The 22,510-nt window shown below is 64.4% G+C and carries 20 protein-coding genes; 7 read left to right on the top strand and 13 right to left on the bottom strand.

Annotation, left to right across the window (positions count from 1 at the left end):
* The first annotated feature begins 171 nt into the window (after window positions 1-171).
* Together argG and ACW5CM_RS15730 are read left to right on the top strand one after the other, a co-directional pair.
* Window positions 172-1,602, top strand: coding sequence for an argininosuccinate synthase (argG, locus tag ACW5CM_RS15735; protein WP_438252494.1), 1,431 nt, complete (start codon window positions 172-174; stop codon window positions 1,600-1,602).
* A 240-nt stretch (window positions 1,603-1,842) separates the two neighbouring features.
* Window positions 1,843-4,488 carry a penicillin acylase family protein gene (locus ACW5CM_RS15730; protein ID WP_457125575.1) on the top strand — a complete coding sequence of 882 codons (2,646 nt, stop codon included), beginning with the start codon at window positions 1,843-1,845 and terminating at the stop codon, window positions 4,486-4,488.
* A gap of 3 nt (window positions 4,489-4,491) precedes the next feature.
* On the opposite strand, the gene ACW5CM_RS15725 is transcribed toward ACW5CM_RS15730, so the two are convergent.
* Window positions 4,492-5,253, bottom strand: a complete 762-nt coding sequence (locus ACW5CM_RS15725; RefSeq protein ID WP_457125574.1) for a GntR family transcriptional regulator — start codon at window positions 5,251-5,253, stop codon at window positions 4,492-4,494.
* 237 nt (window positions 5,254-5,490) lie between these two features.
* Between ACW5CM_RS15725 and ACW5CM_RS15720 the strand changes: the two genes are divergently transcribed.
* From ACW5CM_RS15720 to ACW5CM_RS15700, 5 genes are read left to right on the top strand one after another with little or no spacing between them, the layout of a single operon-like run.
* The gene (locus ACW5CM_RS15720; protein ID WP_438252491.1) at window positions 5,491-6,399 is read left to right on the top strand and encodes a transporter substrate-binding domain-containing protein; all 909 of its coding nucleotides are present in this window, start codon (window positions 5,491-5,493) and stop codon (window positions 6,397-6,399) included.
* A gap of 19 nt (window positions 6,400-6,418) precedes the next feature.
* Complete coding sequence (gene ehuC / locus ACW5CM_RS15715) at window positions 6,419-7,153, top strand: ectoine/hydroxyectoine ABC transporter permease subunit EhuC (protein ID WP_457125573.1); 735 nt, start codon at window positions 6,419-6,421, stop codon at window positions 7,151-7,153.
* Window positions 7,150-7,806 carry an ectoine/hydroxyectoine ABC transporter permease subunit EhuD gene (gene ehuD, locus ACW5CM_RS15710; RefSeq protein WP_457125572.1) on the top strand — a complete coding sequence of 219 codons (657 nt, stop codon included), beginning with the start codon at window positions 7,150-7,152 and terminating at the stop codon, window positions 7,804-7,806. The genes ehuC and ehuD overlap by 4 nt, the downstream gene beginning before the upstream one ends.
* A 16-nt stretch (window positions 7,807-7,822) precedes the next feature.
* Entirely contained in the window at window positions 7,823-8,605 is a 783-nt protein-coding gene (gene ehuA / locus ACW5CM_RS15705; protein ID WP_438253054.1) for an ectoine/hydroxyectoine ABC transporter ATP-binding protein EhuA, read from the top strand.
* A gap of 17 nt (window positions 8,606-8,622) precedes the next feature.
* A complete protein-coding gene (locus ACW5CM_RS15700) occupies window positions 8,623-9,387 on the top strand; it encodes an alpha/beta fold hydrolase (RefSeq protein ID WP_439255472.1) in 765 nt (254 codons plus the stop codon).
* Between the two features lie 126 nt (window positions 9,388-9,513).
* Here the strand turns inward: ACW5CM_RS15700 and ACW5CM_RS15695 are convergent, their stop codons facing one another.
* The 12 genes from ACW5CM_RS15695 to ACW5CM_RS15640 all read right to left on the bottom strand — a co-directional run bounded on the left by ACW5CM_RS15695 (window position 9,514) and on the right by ACW5CM_RS15640 (window position 22,475).
* Window positions 9,514-10,836 carry an MFS transporter gene (locus ACW5CM_RS15695; RefSeq protein WP_457125571.1) on the bottom strand — a complete coding sequence of 441 codons (1,323 nt, stop codon included), beginning with the start codon at window positions 10,834-10,836 and terminating at the stop codon, window positions 9,514-9,516.
* Between the two features lie 106 nt (window positions 10,837-10,942).
* Window positions 10,943-11,812, bottom strand: a complete 870-nt coding sequence (locus ACW5CM_RS15690) for a putative endonuclease domain-containing protein (protein WP_457125570.1) — start codon at window positions 11,810-11,812, stop codon at window positions 10,943-10,945.
* 241 nt (window positions 11,813-12,053) lie between these two features.
* Window positions 12,054-12,443, bottom strand: a complete 390-nt coding sequence (mnhG, locus tag ACW5CM_RS15685) for a monovalent cation/H(+) antiporter subunit G (RefSeq protein ID WP_438252484.1) — start codon at window positions 12,441-12,443, stop codon at window positions 12,054-12,056.
* Entirely contained in the window at window positions 12,440-12,709 is a 270-nt protein-coding gene (locus ACW5CM_RS15680) for an MrpF/PhaF family protein (RefSeq protein ID WP_438252483.1), read from the bottom strand. The genes mnhG and ACW5CM_RS15680 overlap by 4 nt, the downstream gene beginning before the upstream one ends.
* On the bottom strand, window positions 12,706-13,278 hold the full coding sequence (locus tag ACW5CM_RS15675; RefSeq protein WP_439255469.1) for a Na+/H+ antiporter subunit E: 573 nt from the start codon (window positions 13,276-13,278) through the stop codon (window positions 12,706-12,708). The genes ACW5CM_RS15680 and ACW5CM_RS15675 overlap by 4 nt, the downstream gene beginning before the upstream one ends.
* Window positions 13,275-14,834 carry a Na+/H+ antiporter subunit D gene (locus ACW5CM_RS15670; RefSeq protein WP_438252481.1) on the bottom strand — a complete coding sequence of 520 codons (1,560 nt, stop codon included), beginning with the start codon at window positions 14,832-14,834 and terminating at the stop codon, window positions 13,275-13,277. The genes ACW5CM_RS15675 and ACW5CM_RS15670 overlap by 4 nt, the downstream gene beginning before the upstream one ends.
* Window positions 14,831-15,394 carry a Na(+)/H(+) antiporter subunit C gene (locus ACW5CM_RS15665; protein WP_438252480.1) on the bottom strand — a complete coding sequence of 188 codons (564 nt, stop codon included), beginning with the start codon at window positions 15,392-15,394 and terminating at the stop codon, window positions 14,831-14,833. The genes ACW5CM_RS15670 and ACW5CM_RS15665 overlap by 4 nt, the downstream gene beginning before the upstream one ends.
* Window positions 15,394-18,339, bottom strand: a complete 2,946-nt coding sequence (locus ACW5CM_RS15660) for a Na+/H+ antiporter subunit A (protein WP_457125569.1) — start codon at window positions 18,337-18,339, stop codon at window positions 15,394-15,396. The genes ACW5CM_RS15665 and ACW5CM_RS15660 overlap by 1 nt, the downstream gene beginning before the upstream one ends.
* 166 nt (window positions 18,340-18,505) lie before the next feature.
* Entirely contained in the window at window positions 18,506-19,291 is a 786-nt protein-coding gene (locus ACW5CM_RS15655; protein WP_438252477.1) for a DeoR/GlpR family DNA-binding transcription regulator, read from the bottom strand.
* A gap of 4 nt (window positions 19,292-19,295) precedes the next feature.
* Entirely contained in the window at window positions 19,296-20,384 is a 1,089-nt protein-coding gene (locus tag ACW5CM_RS15650; RefSeq protein WP_457125568.1) for a galactitol-1-phosphate 5-dehydrogenase, read from the bottom strand.
* Window positions 20,381-21,121 carry a glycerophosphodiester phosphodiesterase gene (locus ACW5CM_RS15645; protein WP_457125567.1) on the bottom strand — a complete coding sequence of 247 codons (741 nt, stop codon included), beginning with the start codon at window positions 21,119-21,121 and terminating at the stop codon, window positions 20,381-20,383. The genes ACW5CM_RS15650 and ACW5CM_RS15645 overlap by 4 nt, the downstream gene beginning before the upstream one ends.
* 67 nt (window positions 21,122-21,188) lie before the next feature.
* Window positions 21,189-22,475 carry an ABC transporter substrate-binding protein gene (locus ACW5CM_RS15640; RefSeq protein ID WP_457125566.1) on the bottom strand — a complete coding sequence of 429 codons (1,287 nt, stop codon included), beginning with the start codon at window positions 22,473-22,475 and terminating at the stop codon, window positions 21,189-21,191.
* Between the last annotated feature and the right edge of the window lie 35 nt (window positions 22,476-22,510).

Here is a 22,510-nt window from a genome sequence, read left to right as displayed (position 1 = left end):
GCGTGAGGGCGTGCCGGATCCCGGATGGATCGGGTCGGCCGCGGCGTGTCCAGCATCCGACACGCCGCATACGCCGCGGTGCGTCTGGGATTTGGGACACGAGCGGATGCCGCGGCCGGGCTGATGACGCTCCGGCCGGGGCATACCCACCCGCTGGATAGAATGGAGACCATGTCTAAGGTCCTGCAGTCACTTCCCGTCGGCGAGCGCGTCGGCATCGCCTTCTCCGGAGGCCTTGACACCTCCGTCGCCGTCGCATGGATGCGCGACAAGGGCGCGATCCCCTGCACGTACACCGGCGACCTCGGTCAGCCAGACGAGACCGACATCGAGTCGATCCCCGGCCGTGCGCTCGAGTACGGTGCCGAGATCGCCAGGATCGTCGATGCGAAGACCGCGCTGGTCGAAGAGGGCTTCGTCGCAATGCAGTGCGGCGCGTTCCACATCCGCTCCGGCGGCAAGACCTACTTCAACACCACACCCCTGGGCCGCGCTGTCACCGGCACCATGCTCGTGCGCGCCATGAAAGAAGACGGCGTCGACATCTGGGGCGACGGCTCCACCTACAAGGGCAACGACATCGAGCGGTTCTACCGCTACGGCCTGCTGGCCAACCCGCGCCTGCGCATCTACAAGCCCTGGCTCGATGCCGATTTCGTCACCGAGCTCGGTGGGCGTCAGGAGATGAGCGAGTGGCTCGTCGAACACGGCTTCCCCTACCGTGACGCCGCCGAGAAGGCGTACTCGACCGACGCCAACATCTGGGGTGCGACGCACGAAGCGAAGACCCTCGAGCACCTGAACGTCTCACTCGAGACGGTCGACCCGATCATGGGTGTGAAGTTCTGGGATCCCTCCGTCGAGATCGAGACCGAAGATGTCACGGTCACGTTCGACGGCGGCCGCCCCGTCGCGCTCAACGGTGTTGAGTACGCCGACCCCGTCGCGCTCGTCCTCGAGGCGAACGCCATCGGGGGACGCCACGGCCTCGGCATGAGCGACCAGATCGAGAACCGCATCATCGAAGCGAAGTCGCGAGGCATCTACGAAGCCCCCGGCATGGCGCTGCTGTTCATCGCGTACGAGCGCCTGGTCAACGGCATCCTGAACGAAGACACCCTCGCGACGTACCACGAGCAGGGCCGACGCCTCGGTCGCCTGATGTACGAGGGTCGCTGGCTCGAGCCGCAGTCGCTCATGCTGCGTGAGTCGATCCAGCGCTGGGTGGGTCTGACCATCTCCGGCACCGTCACGATCCGCCTCCGCCGCGGCGACGACTGGACGATTCTCGACACCACCAGCCCGAACCTCTCCTACGGACCCGAGAAGCTGTCGATGGAGCGCGTCGGTGACGCAGCCTTCGGTCCGGTCGACCGCATCGGCCAGCTCACCATGCGTAACCTCGACATCGCCGACTCGCGCTCGCGCCTCGAGCAGTACGCGGGCCTCGGTCTCGTCGGCGGCGCCACGGGCGAGCTCGTCGGACGCGTCACTGCGGGCGAGGCATCCGAGATCTCCGGCTCCGGCGGAACACACGACGCTCTCTCGGACGCTGTCGACTCGGCATCCGAGGGCGCAGCCTTCGATTCCGGCACCGACTGATCCTGTTCGCGGACACACCTGCAGGGAGAGATCACACCTGCAGGGGCATCCGTCGGCGTTTCGCCCTGCGTCCGTGCTTCGGCCCTGCAAGTGTGCAGGCGCGGACGCAGGTGCACACGCACATCCGCGCGCAAACCTGACGAAGAGTCCTTCCCCGGATAGGATCACAGAGTGCGTCCCGAAACGTACTCCGGGGGTCGGTGAGACCGAGTCCCACCCTCCTACCCGAAAGAGCTCTCGATGACGACTGAATATCCGGAACCCGACGCGCCGCGCTTCCCCGCTGCGAAGATCGGGCGGATCGCGTTCGGCGTCGTCGCAGCCCTCATCGTGATCGTAGTGATCATCGCCTTCGTCGTCGTGTGGACGATCCAGCGCTCGTTCCCGCAGGCGTCCGGTGAGATCGAGGTTGACGGACTGGAAACAGCCGTCAGCGTGCAGCGTGATGAGCTTGGCATCCCCACCATCACCGCCGACTCCTCGCACGACCTGTTCTACGCACAAGGATTCGTGCACGCCCAGGACCGCTTCTTCGAGATGGACTTCCGCCGTCACGTGACCAGCGGCCGCGTCGCCGAGATGTTCGGTGAATCGCAGGCCGGCACCGACATGTTCCTGCGCACGCTCGGCTGGCGTGACACCGCCGAGCAAGAGGTCGAAGCGCTCGATGAGACGACGCGGAGCTACTACGACGCCTACGCCGAGGGCGTGAACGCCTACCTCGCCTCGCATGACGGCGCAGACCTCTCGCTCGAATATGCCGTTCTCGGAATACAGAACCCCGACTACGAGGTCGAGCCATGGGAGCCGGCAGATTCCGTCTCCTGGCTCAAGGCGATGGCCTGGGACTTGCGCACCAACATCGAGGACGAGACTCAGCGTGCGCTGCTCGTGGCGGATGCTGGCGACGACACCGCCGCTGCCGACAGCCAGGCGCTGCTGGAGAAGCTCTATCCGGCGTATCCCTTCGATAAGAACCCCGTCATCGTCCCGACAATCTCGACCGTTGAACCGCTGGAGGACGGCACGGGCGCAGCCCCCGCTTCCGTCACCACAGACGACGACGCCGATATCCAGACCGCGATCACCACCGTCGAGTGGGCCGAAGCCGACAGCGTCATCGAAGCCGCGAGTCTGCTGATCGGCGACGTGGGCGAAGGCATCGGCTCGAACTCCTGGGTCGTTTCTGGCGAACTCACCGAGAGTGGGATGCCCCTCCTCGCGAACGACCCGCATCTCGGCGCTGCCCTCCCGAGCGTCTGGCACCAGGTACAGCTGCGTTGCTCGACCGTCAGCGCCGAGTGCCCGTTCGACGTCGGCGGATTCTCGTTCTCCGGCCTGCCCGGCGTCGTCATCGGCCACAACAGCCAGGTCGCCTGGGGCTTCACGAACCTCACCACTGACGTCGCCGATCTCTACATCGAGAAGGTCGATGGCGATCAGTACTGGCGCGATGGCGCACTTGTGCCGATGGAGGTCCGCGAGGAGACCATCAAGGTCGCCGGCGGCGACGACATCGATCTCACCATCCGCTCCACCGTGCACGGACCGATCATCTCCGGGCTCGTCGACGATTTCACCGCGATCGCAGAGACCCCTGTGGTCGGAACCGGCGGTACTGTCCTCCCCCTCGACGGTGCTCCGGAGATTCCCGCGGGCGACGTCGCGGTGAGTCTGCGCTGGACCGCACTCGAACCCGGAAAAACCGCGTCCGCGATCTTCGCCCTGAACACCTCTCAAAACTTCGACGACTTCCGGCGCGCAGCATCCCTGTTCGATGTTCCCGCACAGAACCTCATCTACGCCGACATCGAAGGCAACATCGGCTACCAGGCACCCGGGCGCCTGCCCATCCGTGGCGCCGGTGACGGCTGGCTTCCGCAGCCGGGCTGGGACAGCGCCTACGACTGGACGGGTTTCATCCCCTTCGAAGAGCTTCCGGTCTCGTACAACCCCAGTTCCGGGTTCATCGTCACCGCGAACAACGCCATCGTCACTGACGACTACGACTACTTCCTCTCGCGCGACTGGGACTACGGCTACCGCGCCGAGCGTATCGCCCACATGATCGAGCGCCGTGCGGCGCTCGCCCCCCTCACCGCACAGGACATGCGCGACATCCAGAACGACAACGAGATGTGGATCGGCAAGAAGCTGGCCACCGCGATGGGCGAGGTCGAAGTCGACGGCGCCGGCCCGCAAGAGGCCGTCGCACTGCTGCGCACCTGGGACGCCCAGAACAATCCCACATCGGCCGGCGCTGCGTACGCCAACGTGCTGTGGAAGAACCTCGTGATGAACCTGTTCGCCAATCGTGCAGAGCCGCTGCCGCACGACAGCCAGGCGCGACTGTTCCTCGTCGTCGGCGGGATGCTCGATGACCCCTCCGACCCCCTCTGGACGAACGAGCAGATCGACGTCGCGAGCATGGACGAGATGCTGGCGCTGTCAGCCGAGCAAGCCTACGACGAGCTGGTCTCGCTGCAGGGCGAGGCCACCGCACGGTGGAACTGGGGTGGCCTGCACGCCATCACACTCACCAGCGACACCCTCGGATCCTCCGGAATCGCACCGATCGAGATGCTCTTCAACCGTGGCCCCTACCCGGTCGGCGGCGGAGCGTCCGTTGTCAATGCCACCGGCTGGGAGCTCGGCGAGTCCTACGCCACGACGACCGTCCCGTCGATGCGCATGGTGATCGATCTGGCCAACTTCGACGACTCGACGTGGAATCATCTCAGCGGGGCATCCGGTCACGCCTTCCACCCGAACTATGTCGATCAGACCGAGGACTGGGCCGCCGGCGTCCAGACGCCGTGGGCTTTCACTCCGGATGCCGTCGACGAGGCAACCGTCAACACGCTGGTGCTGACGCCGAAGGGCTGAGGTTCAGACCTCTTCGACGAACTCGATAGGCCCGAAAGCGGGTGGTTCTTCATCGGCCGGGGTCTCGACGGTGTCGACGTCGTCGTCTTTTCCGGTGAGACGCTTGACCGCTTCGCTGAACTGACGATCCAGCGCAGCGAAGGCGGAGGCCGCATCGCCTGCGGCGAGCGCATCGAGCAGTTCCCGGTACGTGGCCGAAACCGACCGACGGACGGTGTACCCGTTCGGATCGCTCAGGCTGGCGATGCGTGTCTCGATTGCGAGAGTCGCCATGTAGTGCGACAGCCGCCTGCTTCCGGCCGAGTCGACGAGCAACCGGTGAAACTCGATGTCAGCGTCGCCGATGGCGCGAGCATCCGTACCCTCGCTGATCTCGACGAGGTCCGCATAGGCCTTCTCCAGGGCATCCAGAGCCGAGGCTGACTTGGACCGGATGATCAGTCGCGCCGCCTGCCCTTCGATCGCCAGACGCGCGTCATAGACGTCGGCGACGTGCTCGGGCCCGATAACGCTGACCCTCATGCCGCGCCCGGGGGATGCTGTCAGCAATCCCTCCTGCACCAGGCGCTGTGTCGACTCCCGCAGGGGGCTGCGGCTGACGCCGAGCTGCGATGACATCTCGACCTCACCGATCGGACTACCCACCGGCAGAGCGCCCGTGAATATGGCCTTGCGCAACTCTGCGGTGATGAGGTCGACGGTCGATGGACGAGCCACCCGGACCATGGAGATCGGCGATACCGCGCGAGGGGTGTGTGAGGCCATGTGCATCCCTTCCAGCCGTCGCGCAAACCGCGAACATCTCATTGTCGATCCTCAGCGCCCAGAAACGAAGCCGACGCAAGGTTTTCCAGTCTGCCGCAAGATCACGGTTTTGTATATCTGTAGACAATCTGCGGTTCTGACTGTACATCGCTCGACAGATTCCATAGTCTGGGGCACGGTTACGGCGGCTATGCAGCCCGCCGACCTACGACATTTCATACGGAACGCGAGGAAATCATGACCAAGCGAATGACGCGACTCGGCATCGCCACAGCTGCCATCGGAACCCTGACCGTCGGCCTTCTGGCCGGATGCGCCTCGGATGGCGGCGGAACTTCCGGCGACGGCGGGGGCAGCGAAACCATGACCACGCTTGAGAAGGCGCAGGAAGAGGGCACGATCACCCTCGCGATCGCGTCCGAGCAGCCCTACTCGTGGGTCGAGGATGGCGAGCCGACCGGCGCCACCATCGCGATGCACAAGGAGATCTTCGGAAACCTCGGCATCGACGACATCAAGATCGAAGAGGTCGACTGGAACTCGCTCATCCCCGGTCTCGCCGCGGGCCGCTGGGATGTCGTCAGCGCCGGTATGTCGATCCTCCCCGACCGCTGCGCCGAGGCCGCGTTCAGCGATCCCGAGATCATGTACACGACCACGCTCGTCGTGCCCGCTGGCAACCCGAAGGGCCTGAGCGACCTCGACTCGATCGCCGCAGCCGGCGACGTCACGCTCGCCGTGCAGTCCGGCGCGATCGAAGAGGGCTACGCCGCGGACCTCGGCATCGCAGGCACCGTGACGGTCGACAGCGCGACTGCCGGTATCGAGATCGTGCAGTCGGGACGTGCGGATGCTTTCGCTCTGACCGCCGTGTCGATGAACTGGATGACCGAAGACATGGATGACGTCGAGACCACCGGCGCATTCGTGCAGGAGATCGACGGCGTCGAGCAGATCGGTGCCGGTGCCACCGTGTTCCGCCAGGAGGACACCGAGCTGCTCGAGGCATACAACGCGGAGCTCGCGAAGATCACCGCCGACGAGGCGACCTACCTTGACCTGGTCGAGCCCTTCGGATTCACCGCCGAGAACCTGCCCCCGGCTGACCTGACCACCGAGCAGCTGTGCTCGGGCGAACTCGGCTGAGGCGCCAGCATCCACTGACGTGACTGAGAACTTCGAAGCGCTCTGGAGGGCGCTGCCCTATCTCGTTGATGGGGTCATCATCACCCTGCAGCTGACTGCGGGCGGTGCCCTCCTGGCCATCATCGTCGCCATTGGCTTCGGCCTGCTGGCACGGTTCGAGAACATCTTCCTGCGGGGCATCGCCCGCACCGTCATCGAGCTGTTCCGCGGAACCTCGTTGCTGGTGCAGCTGTTCTTCTTCTTCTTCGTGCTGCCTCTCCCCCCGTTCAACGTTGAGCTGCCCGCTGTCTTCACTGGCATCCTGGCCCTGGGTTTGAACTACGGCGCCTACGGTGCCGAGGTCGTGCGCGGATCGATCAACTCCGTCCCTGCCGGCCAGTGGGAGGCGACGACGGCATTGAGCTTGTCGCGCACCCACCGGATGTGGCGCGTGATCTTCCCCCAGGCGTGGGCGCTGATGCTTCCCTCACTGAACAACCTGCTGATCCAGCTGCTGAAGGGAACCGCCGTCGTGTACTTGATCACGATCGTCGATTTCACCGCCGAGCTGAATCGACTCCGCGTACAGACTGACGTCTTCTTCGCCTACACGCTCGGTCTTCTCGTGTACTTCGCGATCGCCTACGTGCTCACGCTCGCCATGAATGCACTGGAGACGCGCGCGAAACATCGCCTCGGATACGGCGGCAAGTGGTCGGATGCGATCATGAAGACGCCGATCCCGGATGCCAAGGGGGCGGGCCAGTTCGGATGAACGATTTCTGGAGCTGGGAGCACGCGTCTGCGGTGCTCCCCGAGCTACTGCTCAAATTCTTCACCGTCACGCTGGTCGTGACGATCATCGGCAGCATCATTGCCGCCATCCTCGGGCTGATCATCGCGCTCGGGCGTCGCACCGCGCCGCGACCGGTGGCTGCCGTGATCACCCTGCTGATGAACTTCATCCGCATGACGCCGCTCGTCGTGCAGCTGCTGTTCGCCTATTACGTGTTCACGAGCGTGCCTCCGCTCGTACTCGGAACAATCATTATCGGCATCCACTACGCCACCTATATGGCCGAGGTCTACCGAGCCGGCATCGACGCGGTGCCGCCGGGCCAGTGGGAGGCGACCACAGCATTGTCGATGTCGCCCGGTCGCACCTGGATGGCTGTGATCATTCCGCAGGCGCTGCGCGCGACTCTGCCGGCGCTCAGCAACTACGTGATCTCGATGTTCAAGGACACCCCGTTCCTGATGGTCATCACCGTGACCGAACTCGTCCGCCAGGCACAGCTGTACGGCGGCCAGAACTTCCGCTACGCCGAGGCGATCATCCTCGCCGGACTCATCTACCTGGTGGCGAGCCTTCTGAGCTCGGTGCTCGCCAGGCGATTGGAGAAACGTCTTGAATACACCACCGCTTGACGCCCACACCGGCGCGATCACACTGGACGACGGCGATGTGCCGGCGATCCAGTTCAACAGGGTGGAGAAGCGATTCGGCGACCACGTCGTGCTGCATGACCTGGACTTCACCGTGCGCCGCGGGGATCGGGTGACCCTGATCGGACCGAGCGGCTCGGGTAAGACGACCATCCTGCGCCTGGTGATGACGCTGGAGGAGGCGAACGCGGGTTACGTCCTCATCGACGGCAGCCCTCTCACGCACTATGAGAAGGACGGTAAGCGCGTCGAACTGAAGGAAAAGCACAAGAACGAGATGCGCAAGCGCATCGGCATGGTCTTCCAGCAGTTCAACCTGTTCCCGAACATGACCGTGATCGAGAACATCATCGAGGCACCCGTGCACGTGCTTGGACTCTCCAAGCGGGAGGCCATCAAACGCGGACGCGCGCTGCTGGAGAAGGTCGGGCTGCCCGACAAGGAGAACGCGCATCCCACGCAGCTGTCCGGCGGGCAGCAGCAGCGCGTCGCCATTGCGCGGGCGCTGGCGATGGAACCGGAGATTCTGCTGCTCGACGAGGTCACCAGTGCCCTCGACCCCGAAGTGGTCGGGGAGGTGCTGAACATCCTGCGTGATGTCGCCCGCGACACCGATGTGACCATGCTGATCGTGACGCACGAGATGCAGTTCGCGCGCGATGTGTCCAACAGGGTGCTGATGTTCGACAGTGGACGAATCGTCGAAGAGGGCGCGCCCGAGCAGATGTTCAGCGACCCGCAGGAGCAGCGCACCAGGGACTTCCTATCCGCGGTGCTCTGAGGCGTTAGGGTCAAGACGTGCCAGAACGTCTCCTCGCCCCTGAAGGTATCCCTGCATCAGTCGTCGAGTTCGACCATGGCGGAGCAACGCTCATCGCCGAAGACTTCGGCACCGGTGCGCGACCGTATGTGCTCATCCACGGCATCGGCATGGGGCGCAGCGTCTACCTCGACTTCATCGAGCGCCTGCCCGGACGCATCATCGCGCTCGACCTGCCGGGCTTCGGCGAGGCCCCGGAGCCGTCACGGACGCTGACTATGGCGCGCCATGCCGATCTGATCGCGGCTTATCTGCGCAGTGCCGGAGTTTCGGATGCCGTCGTCATCGGCCATTCGATGGGCAGTCAGATCGGGGCCGAACTGGCAGCGCGGCATCCCGACCTCCTCGACGGGCTGGTACTGGCCGGGCCCACGGTCAACAGCGCGGCACGCAGCGTATGGGAGCAGGCGACGTACCTGCTGCGAGACCTTATCGGCGAGCGACCCATCGTGCTGTGGCGCGGAGCACGCGAGTACCTGCGCGGCGGGCCGCACCTGGTCAGGAAGATCCGCGCGACAGTGGTGCACGAGCCGGAGAAGGCGTACGCGAAAGTGAAGTGCCCGGTGCTGGTGGTGCGCGGCGCGCATGACCCGCTGGCTCCGGTGTCGTGGTGCACCGAGATCACCCGGCTCGTGCCCGGACGGGCGGAGCTGCGGGAGATCCCCGACCACGGCCACGGCACGCTCATCAGCGACGCCGAACTCGCCGCCGAGATCATCACGGAGTTTGCCCGCTCGCTCTGAGGTGGGGTGGCGGGGCTGCGGCTGCGGCTGGGGCTGCGACTGCGGATGTGTGTCCGCGCACAACTCCTGAAGAATTTCCGAGATTAGTGGTGCAGGGGCCCCAGCGACCCCGACCTGGCCTGTTTCTCAGGAGTTATGCACGCGGGGTGCCGCTGCGCGGCGCGCGATCGCGGCAATTCCGAGCGCCGCGCCCAGGAAGATCACCGCGAGAATGATCCAGCCGACGATTCCGAGCTCGATTGCCGTTGCATTGACCAGGATCGGCGAGGCCAGGGCCGAGAGGGAGAACCCCATACCGAAGACGCCCTGGTAAGCGCCCGCTCGCTTCGAATCTGCCAGCTCGAAGCTGAGCCCCCAAGCACCGGCCTGGGACAGCACTTCGGCGAACGTGTGCGTGACCGCGGCGATGATGAGCACCACGATCGCGAACCAGGCGGGAAGACCGGCCGACAGTGCGTAGACGATACACGCAGCCGCCATCAGCCACCCGGCGATCATGGTGACACGCCCCGCGGTACGGATGTCGTGCGTGCCGCGAGACATCGGCACCTGGAAGATCACCACCAGCGTGGTGTTCACGATCAGGAGGATGGCCACGGTCACCTCGGGGGCATTGGTTGCCGTCGTGATCCACAGCGGCATCCCCACTTCCGCCACCCCGAACTGCATCCCGAACATCGCTGAGAGCAAGGTGAGCAGGAGATAGCGCCGGTCGCGCCAGGGCGAACGCCGGTTCCAGTCGCGACGCGATTCACGTGCGCTCCGCTCCGACGCTGCCGTGTCGATTGATCCGGTCTCGGTGTGCACCGGCTCGACGGCGCCGCGCGCAGGTGCGTCCACGCGCGCAGGCAGGCGAAGCAGCGCCATTGCCCCGAGCACTCCGAGAACGCCGGCAGCGACGATGACGCTCCGATACGCCACGGCCGTGCCGATTGCGAGAGCGATGGCCGCTATGCCGGCACCGAGGGCGATGGAAAGGTTGGTGATCGTGCGCAGCACCGCCCTGGCGTTCACGCGCTTGTCCGGTGAGAAGCCGCGAGCAATGATCGCCGAACGCGAAGAGTGGCCGAGCGTGTCGAAGAAGTTGCCGACACACGCGATGACGAGCGCACTGACGAAATCGCCGACGAAGGCGTAGCCGATCAAGAAGATCGCGCCGAGAAGTTCAAACGCGAACGTCAGTCGCCGGGCGCTCCACCGGTCGGCCAACCACCCGCCGAGCAGCGAGGCGAGAACACCGCAGGCGCTTGCAACCGCGAGCACGATCGCGGCCTCTGTGCCGCTGAGTCCTATGATCTGCGTGAAGAACAACACGGTGATGGCGAAGAACACCCCGCGCCCGATCCGCGAGACCGCGGTTGCTGTGACGAGGGCGCGGAGCACGGGATCTTCCAGGCTCGTACGCACCCATGCGCCGAGGCGGATGAGGGGGCTTCCTGCTGAATGCACATGCCATCCTCGCATGGCCGCCGATCCCGTGCACAACTCCTGAGAAACGGTGGATGCTCGGGCGTGGCGGCTGTTTTTCGGGCCAGCTGCCGGTACTTCTCAGGAGTTATGCGCGACGCGGATTGATGAACTTCGGCCCGAGCGCAGCGATGATGTCCGCCAGCTGTCGGCGCACGTTCGTGGAGTGCCAGAGAACGTCGCCGGCGAGGGGCCGAACGGTGACATAGCCGAGCTGGGCAGCGGCGATGTCTCTGTCTCGATCCTCGACCTGCTTCTCCCAGCCCTCGTGGAACTCCTTGCTGTCGCACTCGATGATGAGCCAGCCGTCCACGATGAAGTCGACGTAGCCCACACCCGGTAACAGAACCTGAGTTTCGTAAGTCACTCCCAGGGAGCGCAGTATGAGCCGCATGAAGGTTTCGGGGCCGGAGGCCGCGGAGGCATCCACGAGCGGAAGAAGCGCCCTGAACCGATCGGGTAAGTCGGCGAAGAGCTCGACGAGCTGCTCGTACGTCATCAGCCCGTGATGAACGATGCTGTCGAGCGTTGCCAGTGCCGCGCGGGGCGTCTGGCAGCGGATCGCCTGGCGCACAGCGTCGTGGAACGGAACCACGTGTTTCTGACAGGCGTCCTCAGACCAGCGCCCCCAGTGCAATCGCGTCGATTTACTCTTCTTCGTGCGGATGCGCGACATCAGCGGCGGCACATGGACGTGCAGTCCGGACACTTCCAGCACGAAGATGCCGATCATCTGCAGCAGCGAGAGGCACGAGATCCGACCGCCGATGCGCACGGCCTCGGCCACGTCGGCAGAGAGATCTGGCCGGGCGTAGTGGTTGCGCCGCAGGCGCAGCAGGTGCTTGTAACGAACTGCTGCTGTGATGTCATTGCCGGTCATCCCCGCCGCGTGAAGTTCCGCGCGCGTGGAGATGACCGGCCGATATGCCTCGAAGTACTTCTGCCTCACCGTCTTCATAACGACACGATGGCGTGCGGCGTGCGGCGCGGGCGGGTTATCCACAGGCTTTCGTTGCCACTTCGGCCATCGGCCGATTGTGCAGAAGGAGTCGCCGCGCGCATAACTCCTGAAGAATCACCGCTGTGCGCGCGAAACCGTGCGTTTCAGGCCACTGAGGCCATGTTTCTCAGGAGTTGTGCGCGGGAAAAGGGGCGCAGCGACGCACCGGCAAAGCGGCACACCGACACCAGCCCGCCAACTACCCCGCGGCGGGCGGCGTCTGCTTCGATTCGGCCAGTTCGTCCACGACCAGGCGGCGTTCCTCGGCGGTGCCGTTGCGATACGCCTGGCGTCCGACAATGTGCGCCGAAAGCGGCGCCGTGGCGAACTGCATCAGCACGATCGGCGCGACAAGAGCGATTCCCAGCAGAATGCCGCCGATCGAGCGCTGCGACACGGCGACGGCCAGGCAGATCAAGATGACCCCGAGCACCTGGGGCTTGGTGGCCGCATGCAGCCGAGAGGGCACGTCGCGGAAGTGCAGCAGCCCGACCGCGGCGGACAGGCACAGCAGCGCTCCGAGCAGGATGAGCACGAGCACCGCCACATCAATGACGGCATCCGGAATCACAAAACCGAGCACGTTCATGTCGTCGTGTTGTCCCTTCGCGCGACATAGCGGGCAACGGAGATCGATCCGAAAACGCCGACCGCGGCGATGATCAGCATCACCGGGATGCTGCGGGTGTGCCCATTGATCGCCATCTCGGCGCCCAATACGCACATCACCTCGGTCAGCAGCACATCGGATGCCACGGCACGGTCAAGAATCGACGGGCCACGGATGATCCGAACCACCGTCAGGATTGCGGCAAGGCCGAACACGACGAGGATCAATATCATCAGGATGCTCATCGTCCACCTCCGGTGCGTTCGTCCTCTTTCAGCGCACGATACTGCGCCGGACTGCCCAGCGCACGCACGATCCGCTTCTCCCACTGCAGGATGCCGTCGCGCGTGGCGTGCGCTTCAGCCAGGTTGCGCACCCCGATGATGTGCAGATAGAGGATGCGGCGATGCCGATCGGTTTCGACCACGAGAGATCCAGGGATGAGCGACGAGGTGACCGAGACGTGCGTCATGATCAGGTCATCCGCATACTTCAGCGGCACCGCGATGATCGCCACACCCGGTTGGCGTCGGAAATCGAACACCTGAACCGTGACCGAGACGGCGCCGGCAACCACGGCCCACAGGAACTGCACGACGAACAGGAACGCGTACCAGAGGTTGATGCGTCCGGACAGTTCGATGGTCGGGAGGCGAAAGACGCGGGTGACGAAGACCGCGACGATGAATCCGGTGAGGAAGGACAGTACCGTGAACTGGCTCCACAACAGCATCCACAACAGGATGAGCCACGCCAGGAACGGCAGCTGCGCCCACAGGTCGCGCGCGAGGCTGCGCGGTGTCTGCGGGCTCACGACTCGACCTCCTGTTCGAGCTGAATGAGGTTCACCGGCTGCAGCAGCGAGGCGCCGATGCGATCGCACAGCGCATAGAGGGGCCCGGCGAAGATCGTCAGCATCAGGGTGACGCCGACCATTCCCGCGGTGGCAACGGTCATGATCCGCGGGATGTGGCGGCGTTCCTGCTGCTCGTCGGCTGCGGGTGCGTTGTCGAGGTAGGAGATGCGGCGGTCAGCATCGGTCTCGGTCGAGTCCGCTTCTTCGCGCCAGAAGGCGAGATTCCACGCGCGCATCAGAGCGTAGAGGGTGAGCAGCGAGGTGATGATGCCGCTGAAGATCAGCACCATCATCAGTGGTGTGCCCACGGATGCCGCGGCATCGAACAGCGCGAACTTTCCGATGAAACCGGAGAACGGCGGCAACCCGCCCAGGTTGATTGCGGGGATGAAGTACAGCACCGCCAGCAGCGGCGCAATCTTCAGCAGTCCGTTCACACGCAGAATCGATGTGCTGCCCGCTCTTCGTTCAATGAGCCCGACCGCCAGGAACAGGGTCGTCTGCACGACGATATGGTGCACGATGTAGTACACCGTCGCGCCGATCGCGGCGGGGGTGGCGATTGCCAGGCCGAAGATCATGTAGCCCACGTGACTGACCAGCGTGAACGAGAGAATTCGTTTGAGTTCCGCCTGCGCCACCGCACCGAGCACGCCGATCACCATTGTCGCCATCGCGACGATCAGCAGGAGCGTATTGATGCTGTTTTCGGCGAACAGTTGCGTCTCGGTGCGAATCAGCGCGTAGACACCGACCTTGGTGAGCAGCCCGGCGAAGACGGCCGTGACCGGTGCAGGCGCGGTCGGATAGGAGTCTGGCAGCCAGAACGACACCGGGAAGATCGCCGCCTTGATGCCGAAGGCGACCAGCAGCATCAGGTGCAGCACCAGCTGCGTCTCCTGCGGCAACTCGCCCATGCGCTCGGCGATCTGCGCCATGTTGACCGTGCCCAGTGCCCCGTAGATCGCAGCGATCGCGGCGAGGAACAGGATCGATGACACCAATGAGACGACGATGTAGACCGCGCCCGTGCGGATGCGCGACTCGGTGCCGCCGAGCGTGATCAGCACATACGACGCCACCAGCAGGATTTCGAACCCGACGTAGAGGTTGAACAGGTCACCGGCGATGAAGGCGTTGAAGATACCCGCGGCGAGGATGAGGTACGAGGGGTTGAAGATCGAGATCGGCGTCTCATCCGACCCGTCTGCGGCACCCTGGCCGATCGAGAAGAAGAGCACTGCGAGCAGGACGACGCTCGAGATCAGCACGAGCAGCGCGGCCAGCCGGTCCACGTAGAGCACGATGCCGAAGGGCACCGGCCAACCGCCGACCGAAACCGCGAGCGGTGTTCCGCCGTCGACGGCAATCAGCAGCATGGCGGCGATGATCGCGACCGCCACGAGGCTGGCGACAGTGACGAACACCTGCAGTCGCGGGCTACGACCGAAGACGAGGGTGATCGCCGCGCCCAGCAGCGGCAGGGCGACGAGAAGGGGAACGAGCGCGGTCATGTGCGGTCTTCCTCCCCCTCGGTCGTTGCGTCTGTCGAAGCGTCCGGCCGCGAAGGCTCTGAGTAGAGCCTGTCTATCGGCGCGTCATCCTGAATCGAGGGATGATCACGCATGTTCAGCACGGTGATGGGGGCGGTGCGCACGTCCACGAAGTCGGTGGTGGCGTCATCGTCGCTGGTGTCGTCTTCGTCATCCATGACGTCTTCGTCTTCATCCGTGCGCTGGCGCAGGGCGATATCGGCCTCGTCGTCTTCAACGGTGTCGGCCTGACCCAGCTGCCAGGAGCGGTAGATGAGCGCCAGCAGGAATGCCGAGACGGCAAAGGTGATCACGATGGCCGTCAGCGTCAGCGCCTGCGGTAACGGGTCGGTGACATCGGTCTCGCCGTAGAACGGTGCGTTTCCGGGGACGCCCATCACGATCAGCAGCAGCAAGTTGGTGGCGTTGCCCAGCAGCAGGAAGCCGATCAACACGCGGGTCAGGCTGCGCTCGAGCATGGCGTACACGCCGGCGGCGAACAGCACGGCCATCACGAGGATCAGAGTGAGCGAGACATCCATCAGCGGCTCACCCCCCGTACGCGCATCTCCTGCGCCTGCTTATCGACTTCAGCGCCGAGGCTACGCAGCACATCGAGCACGAGACCGATTACGACCAGGTATACGCCGACGTCGAAGATCGTCGAGGTGACGAACTCCATGTGTCCGATCAGCGGAATCTCCCACTCCCAGAACGTGCTGGTCAACGGCGAGAGTCCGAAGAACAGCGGCATGATGGCGGTGCCGACGGCCAGGATCAATCCAGCACCCAGCAGGCGTCCGGCATCCGCGGGTGCAGCCGCGCCCAGCTCCCACCGTCCGCCGGCGATGTAGCGCATCACCAGGGCCATGCCGGCGACCAGACCACCGGCGAAACCGCCGCCCGGGCCGTTGTGGCCGGCGAACAGCAGGTAGATCGAGACGACGATGATGGTGTGGAACAGAATGCGGACGATCACCTCGAGCAGAATCGAACGATCCTCGGGCTTCATCTGCTGACCCCCGACGAGCCAGGCACGCGGGTTACTGCGATTCTCGGCGGTCTGGAAGCGGATGCCGTCGGTCGTTTCCACCAGTGGCGCGATGCGCACCTTCCGCTTAACGCGGCGGGGCAGGGACGGACGCTGCGAGAGCATGTCGGCGCGATGGGTGACGAACACGAGGGATGCCACGCCCGTCGCAGCCAGCACGAGAACCGACAGTTCGCCCATGGTGTCCCAGCCGCGGAGGTCGACGAGCGCGACATTGACGACGTTCATACCGTGTCCGAACTCGTATGCGAGTTCGGGGAAGCTGAGCGAGATCGGCGGGGCGATGCGCGCTTGAGTGGCCACGACAGCGACGAACGCCATCGTGACGCCGACGCCGATCGCCAGCACAGCGCGCGGGATGCGAGAGACCGAGGCGTTGTGCTCCCCCATGCGCGACGGCAGACGACGCAGCACCAGGGCGAACGTGACCAGGGTGACGGTCTCGACGAGAATCTGAGTGAGGGCGAGGTCGGGCGCCCCGCTGGTCGCGAACAGCGCGACCATGCCGAGGCCGGTCACCGAGACCAGCACCACTCCGGTGTAACGCTTGCGTGCCTGCACAGCGACCACTGCGGCGATCGCCATGATCGGGGCGACGGCAAGCTGCGTCGGCGTGTGCCACGCAGAGAGGTTCACCCGATCGAGGTCGGTGGCGAGCAGCGCAGTGGTTTCCGCCGCGACGAAGACCACGAAGATCGTGCCGACGTACACGGGCAGCGAGCCACGCTGGGTGAGACTGGTGGTGATGACCGAGAGTCGGTCGATGCCGCGCATGACAAGTGCATACACGTCCGCGGCGGTGAACTTCAGCACGCGCGGCCGGCGGTCCCAGCCGGTTCGGCGGGTGAGCAGGAAGATCCCGACACCGAGCAGTATCGACGCAACAGAGATACCGAGTGCCGGCTCGAAGCCGTGCCAGAGGGCGAGATGCCCCGGGCCTTCGACGGCCTGGCCGGCAGCATCCAGACCCGGGCTCGCCGTGACCGCATAACCGTGCAGCGCGACGTCCACGGCCGGAGCGCCGATGCCTGCGGCGACCGTGAGGCCGGCGAGGATGATGGGGGCCGAGAGGAAGCCCACCGGCGGGTCGGGCCAGACGGTGTCCGGCATCCGCTCGCCACGGTCATCGCGCTTCTTCCAGAACGCGCCCCACAGGAAGCGCGCGCCATATGCCGCAGTGAGCATAGATCCCAGAATCACGCCGATCAGTGCGACGAGTCCCCACGGTGATCCGCCCACCGCGTCGTCGAGCAACGCGGTCAGCGCCGATTCCTTGGCGACGAACCCGATCGTCGGCGCGATGCCGGCCATCGACGCGACCGAGATGAACGCGGCCGTCGTCATCACCGGAGCCTGCCTGCCGACGCCGGAGAGCTCGGTGATGTCTCGAGTGGACAGCTGACGGTCGATGACACCGACGATGAGGAACAACGCCGACTTGAACAGGGCGTGGCCGATGACCAGTGCCAGCCCAGCCAGTGCCGCCGCTTGCGTGCCATAACCGACGACGACGGTGAAGAAGCCGAGCTGGCTCACCGTGCCGAAGGCAAGAATGCGCTTGAGGTCGGTTTCACGCAGGGCCTGTACCCCGCCGATGAGCATCGTGAAGACGCCGAGCGATATGACGATCGGTCGCCACGCGTCAGACAGCGCGAAGATCGGCGCGAACCGGGCGATCAGGTAGATGCCGGCTTTCACCATCGCCGCGGCGTGCAGATAGGCGCTGACCGGGGTCGGGGCAGCCATGGCGCCGGGAAGCCAGAAGTGGAACGGGAAGATCGCCGACTTGCTCAGCGCACCGACCAGCAGCATCACGATCGCGGCATTGACGATCGGTCCGGTTGGCGCGAGCTCGAGGATCTCGATGATGCTCGACGTGCCGGTGTCAACGACCAGCAGCACGACGCCGACGAACATCACCAGGCCGCCGAGGGTCGTCACCAGCAGCGCCTGCAGGGCCGCACGACGGCTGGCTGCACGGCGGCGATAGTGACCGATGAGCAGATAGGAGAGGATGCTGGTGACTTCCCAGAACATCACGAGGATCACCAGGTCATCAGTAAGAACCAGGCCGTACATCGCCCCCGCGAAGCCGAGCAGGACTCCCGCGAACTGACCGACATCGACGGTGTCGTCGAAGAAGTACCAGCGGCAGTACAGCAGCACGAGTGCCCCGACGCCGGTGACGATCAGCGTGAGCACCCAGCCGAGCACATCCATGTGCATCGAGAGGTTGAGCCCGAGCTGCGGGATCCACTCGACCGACTCGAACGGGGTTGGATCTGCGGCCAGAACCTGCGGTGTCATGACCAGTGCCTGGACAAATGCCGCAGCGGGAATGAGAGCGGCAATGGCAAAAGCCCGTGCTCCGAGCCAGCGCACCAACGCGGGAAGAATGAGAGCCCCGAGAAGGAACACAGCGAGGAGCACTAGCATTCGCGGCTCCTCAAAGGGCTCGTCGGCCTTGCGGCACTGGCGGGCAGGGGTTTTTCACAGTTTACCCGGCGCGCAGTCACGCCATCCCCAAATGGGCTTCGAACTTTCGACCGGGACCAGCGTCCGTCGACCGTCATCACGAACAGGCGAGGTGTCGTTCTCCTGTTCAGACGACGCGTACCTCGATCCCAGCCGCGCGCAACCGCTCGACCTCGTCAACGGGTGCTCCGGCGTCTGTGATGATCATGTGCACACGCTCTGCCGGCGTGATGCGGTAGAACGCGGTGTGCGGGAACTTGCTGTGGTCTGCGAGCAGAACCACGCGGCGCGCGCTGTTCATCATGGCGCGTACAACACGAGCCTCGTCCATGTTCGGGGTCGTGAGCCCGCTCTCCAAGCTGATGCCGTTCGTGCCGATGAACGCGAAATCGCACATCACACCATCCAACGAGCGCTCCGCCACCTCGCCGATAAGACCAAAGGTGCGAGGGCGGATCGTTCCTCCGGTGAGGAAGACATCCACACCATGAGGAAGGAAGGCTGTTGCGACGTTGACGGCGTTAGTGACCACTCGCAGACCTCCACGGCCCGCCAGCATCGCTGGCAGCCGACCGACGGTCGTGCCGGTCGCGAGCGCGACGATGGAATCGTCACCGACCAAGGATGCGGCCTCGGCGGCGATCGCTGCCTTCTCTTCGGCCAGCTGATCATCCTTCTCCACGAACGAGGGTTCGATGAGAAGTCCGGCGCTGAGAACGGCCCCGCCATGGCTGCGCACGATGAGCCGCTCAATCTCAAGCTTCTCGAGGTCCTTGCGAACTGTGACCTCAGAGACACCGAGCTCCTCTGAGAGAGCCGACACCTCAACGCTTCGGTGCTCGCGGAGCAGATCCAGGATCAGCTCCCGCCGTTCGATCGCTAGATAGCGACGACGTTCCTCTTTGACCATCATCCGATCACCCTCTCCCGGTCGCCAAGTACCCTGCATCGCACAACAGCACTTTCCCACGAACGGGTTCATCAGCGCGAAAAAGATCGAAGGCCTGATCTGCGTCGTTCAGCGGTATACGTGCCGCGACGAAGTCTTCGCACACCAACCGTCCACTTTCGAGCTCGCTTATGGTCTCGGTCCATTCCAGTCCCGGGAACGGGTCGCTGTACGACATCCACGAGCCGACGATCTTCGCCTCTTTGCGGTTGAGGAGCTCGAACACGCTTGGTTCGAAGGAGACCGCTCGGGTCGGCGTGCCGACGAAGGCGATCTGCCCCTTCTTCGCGACCAGTTGCAGAGTCTGGGCGAATGTCTCCGCAACGCCGGACGATTCGATCACAAGATCGAAGCCCTGACCCTCCGTGGCATCCAACCAGAGATCGCTCTCTTGATCGGGCCGCACGACCAGATGCGCGCCCAGTTGTGTTGCCGTCTGCAACCGTAAGTCGTCAACATCGAACGCGGTGATCTGCTCGGCACCGAGAATGCGCGCCCACTGAATCGCCATGACCCCGATGTTGCCCGCCCCGACGACCGCGACACGACCGCCACCGGCATATTCGGCCAGCGAGAAGGCGTGGCGCGCGACGGAGGACGGCTCGATCATTGCAGCCGACTCGAACGAAATGCTGTCCGCGATTGGCAGCACGTTGGTCTCCGGCACGACGACGTATTGCGCCCACGCACCATTGATGCGTGATCCGAGAAAGGAGTACTGCCCGCACTGGCTGAAGTGACCGCGTTCGCAGTGCTCGCAGTCCCGACACGGCAGCAGCGGCGCACCCGCCACGCGAGTGCCGACAGCTGTCGATACGCCGGCGCCGCGCTCGGCCACGATTCCCGAGAACTCGTGGCCGAGCACGAGTGGATAGAAGTGCGCGCCGCCTGCGAGCACGCGTGGCAGGTCGGATCCGCAGATTCCGCTGACCATGACGCGGACCAGTACCTCGCCGGGGCCGGGAGCTGGTCGCGGAATCTGCTCGACGCGCAGGTCGTTCGGACCGTGCAGCACAGCTGCAGTCATCATCGGCTGGTTGGCACCAACGGCAGTCATGCGGTTCCCTCGCGGTGCAGCTCCGGATGAGACAGATAGAACTCAGACCAACGCTCCAGCTCATCGGTCGTGATCAGCGTGTCGGGATAGGAAGCAGCAATGAGCTCCATGTCCGAGATCGAGTTGACCACCCACGGGCCCACGATGTGTCCGCGATCAGAGATCATACGGGCGTACTCCGGTGTCAGCATTCGCACGGGCACGCCCAGCAACTCGCACCGCGTCTCGTCCATGAAGTCAAAGACATATGGCATAGCGCAGCTGCTGGTCAGCCCTAGCGGGATGTCATCGTCGAGGCGTCGCAGTCGCTGAATGGCGAAGTGATCGAAGCTGATGACGATGCAGTCATCGGCTACCCCTGTCGAGTGCAGCAACTCGAGGGTCTTCTGCTCAAGCCTGGGATACAGGTGGCCTGCCTGCTTGATCTCCACCATCGCGGTGATCCTGCCGTGGACGAGGTTGAGCGCGTCCTCCAGCGTCGCCACACGCTCACCCCCGGGAAGCTCAAATGACTGCAGCTCGGCCAGCGTCAGATCAGCTACGGCACCTGCCCCCGGGCGACCGGCGATCCTGTCGACCGTGTAGTCGTGCATCAAGACGGGGATGCCATCGCGTGTCAGCTGCACGTCGAACTCGACGTGGCTGTAGTTCAAGTCCACCGCTGCCCTCAGCGCGGTGAGTGTGTTCTCGGGGTGCTTGCCCGAATATCCGCGGTGGGCGATGCCTCTGATCTTCATTGCTCTTCCGTTCATCCGGGCCCGGGTGGGCGGGCTCACGCCCACCCGGGCCGTCTTCGTAGACTGCTCAGTCGGCCAGGATCGCCTGTGCGCGCTGACGGAACTCGGCCAGCGACCCCTCGATATCGGCGTCGTCGTACATGATCGCCTGGATCGTGCTGAGGAACTCTGCGTCGACCTCAGCGAAGTGCGCACTGTTGTTGGTGTCGATCGAGTTGTCGAGCTGCTCGTACGCCACCTCACGCTGCGGCTCAGCCTCGAACAGCTCCTGGAACGCATCGGACTCCGCCATCGCAGGCGTGAAGGGAACATAGCCGGTGTCCATGATGAACTGAGCGCCACCCTCTGGGTCCGTCACCAGCCATTCGAGGAACGTCCATGCGGCATCCTTCTTATCAGACGCCTCGAGCATGATGAGATTCGCGCCTCCGGTGGGTGCCGCTGCACGCTCACCCTCGGGGAGGAATGCTGTCTGGTAGTCAAAATCGGCACCCTCGATATAGCCGCCGATGCTGCCACTGGAGTTGATCACCATCGCGACTCGGTCGCTCAGGAACATCTGCGACACCACCGTTCCGGAATCGGTCGTCGGCGGGTAGTACAGTGCGTCGGTCTCCTGCATGCCCTTGATGAAGTCGAATGCCTCCACACCCTCTTCATCGAAGCCGAGGTCAGTAGCGTCCTCGTTGAAGAAGCCACCACCCTGCTGAACGATGAGCGAGATCGGCCACCAGCTTTCATAGTTCATCGTGACGCCGTATCGGGAGACCTCTTCGCCCTCCTTCACCACGAGCGCGTTGGCGACCGTCTCGAGCTCCTCCCATGTCGTCGGGATCTCAAGCCCGGCCTCGTCCAGCGCCGTCTTGTTGACATGCAGCATCGGGCTCGAGCGGTTGAACGGGATGGCATTCAACTCGCCGTCGAAGGTGACGTTGCCCATCAGTCCCTCGACGAAATCGTCTTCCGACATGCCGGACGATTCGAGGTACGGATTGATATCGGCGAGCACCTTGGACTCCGCGAGGAGCGGCACGAACGCACGCTCGAGCATTGAGATGTCCGGCGCGGTTCCTGCGGGAATCGCCTGCTGCAGCTTGGTGAGTGCCTCTCCGTAGCCGCCCTGGAATGTGGCGACGACATCGACATCATCCTGCGACTCGTTGTACGTTTCGACGACGCGATCAAGGCTCTCACCGTTCGCGCCGCCCATCGAGTGCCAAAATTGGATCGTGACAGGGCCGTCCGAGGACGACTCACCGTCATTGCCGCCGCTGCTCGAGCAACCGACGAGCGAAACCAACGAGGCCACAGCCACGAGGCCAAGGCCTGTGCGTACCGCCTTCGAGATCTTCATGGATTTCCTAACTTTCGTGATGTGCGCAAGCGCGC

This window comes from Microbacterium wangyouchuni, assembly GCF_054072595.1.
Note: the sequence above shows the minus strand (reverse complement) of the source record. Positions and strands in the feature narration are given on the sequence as shown.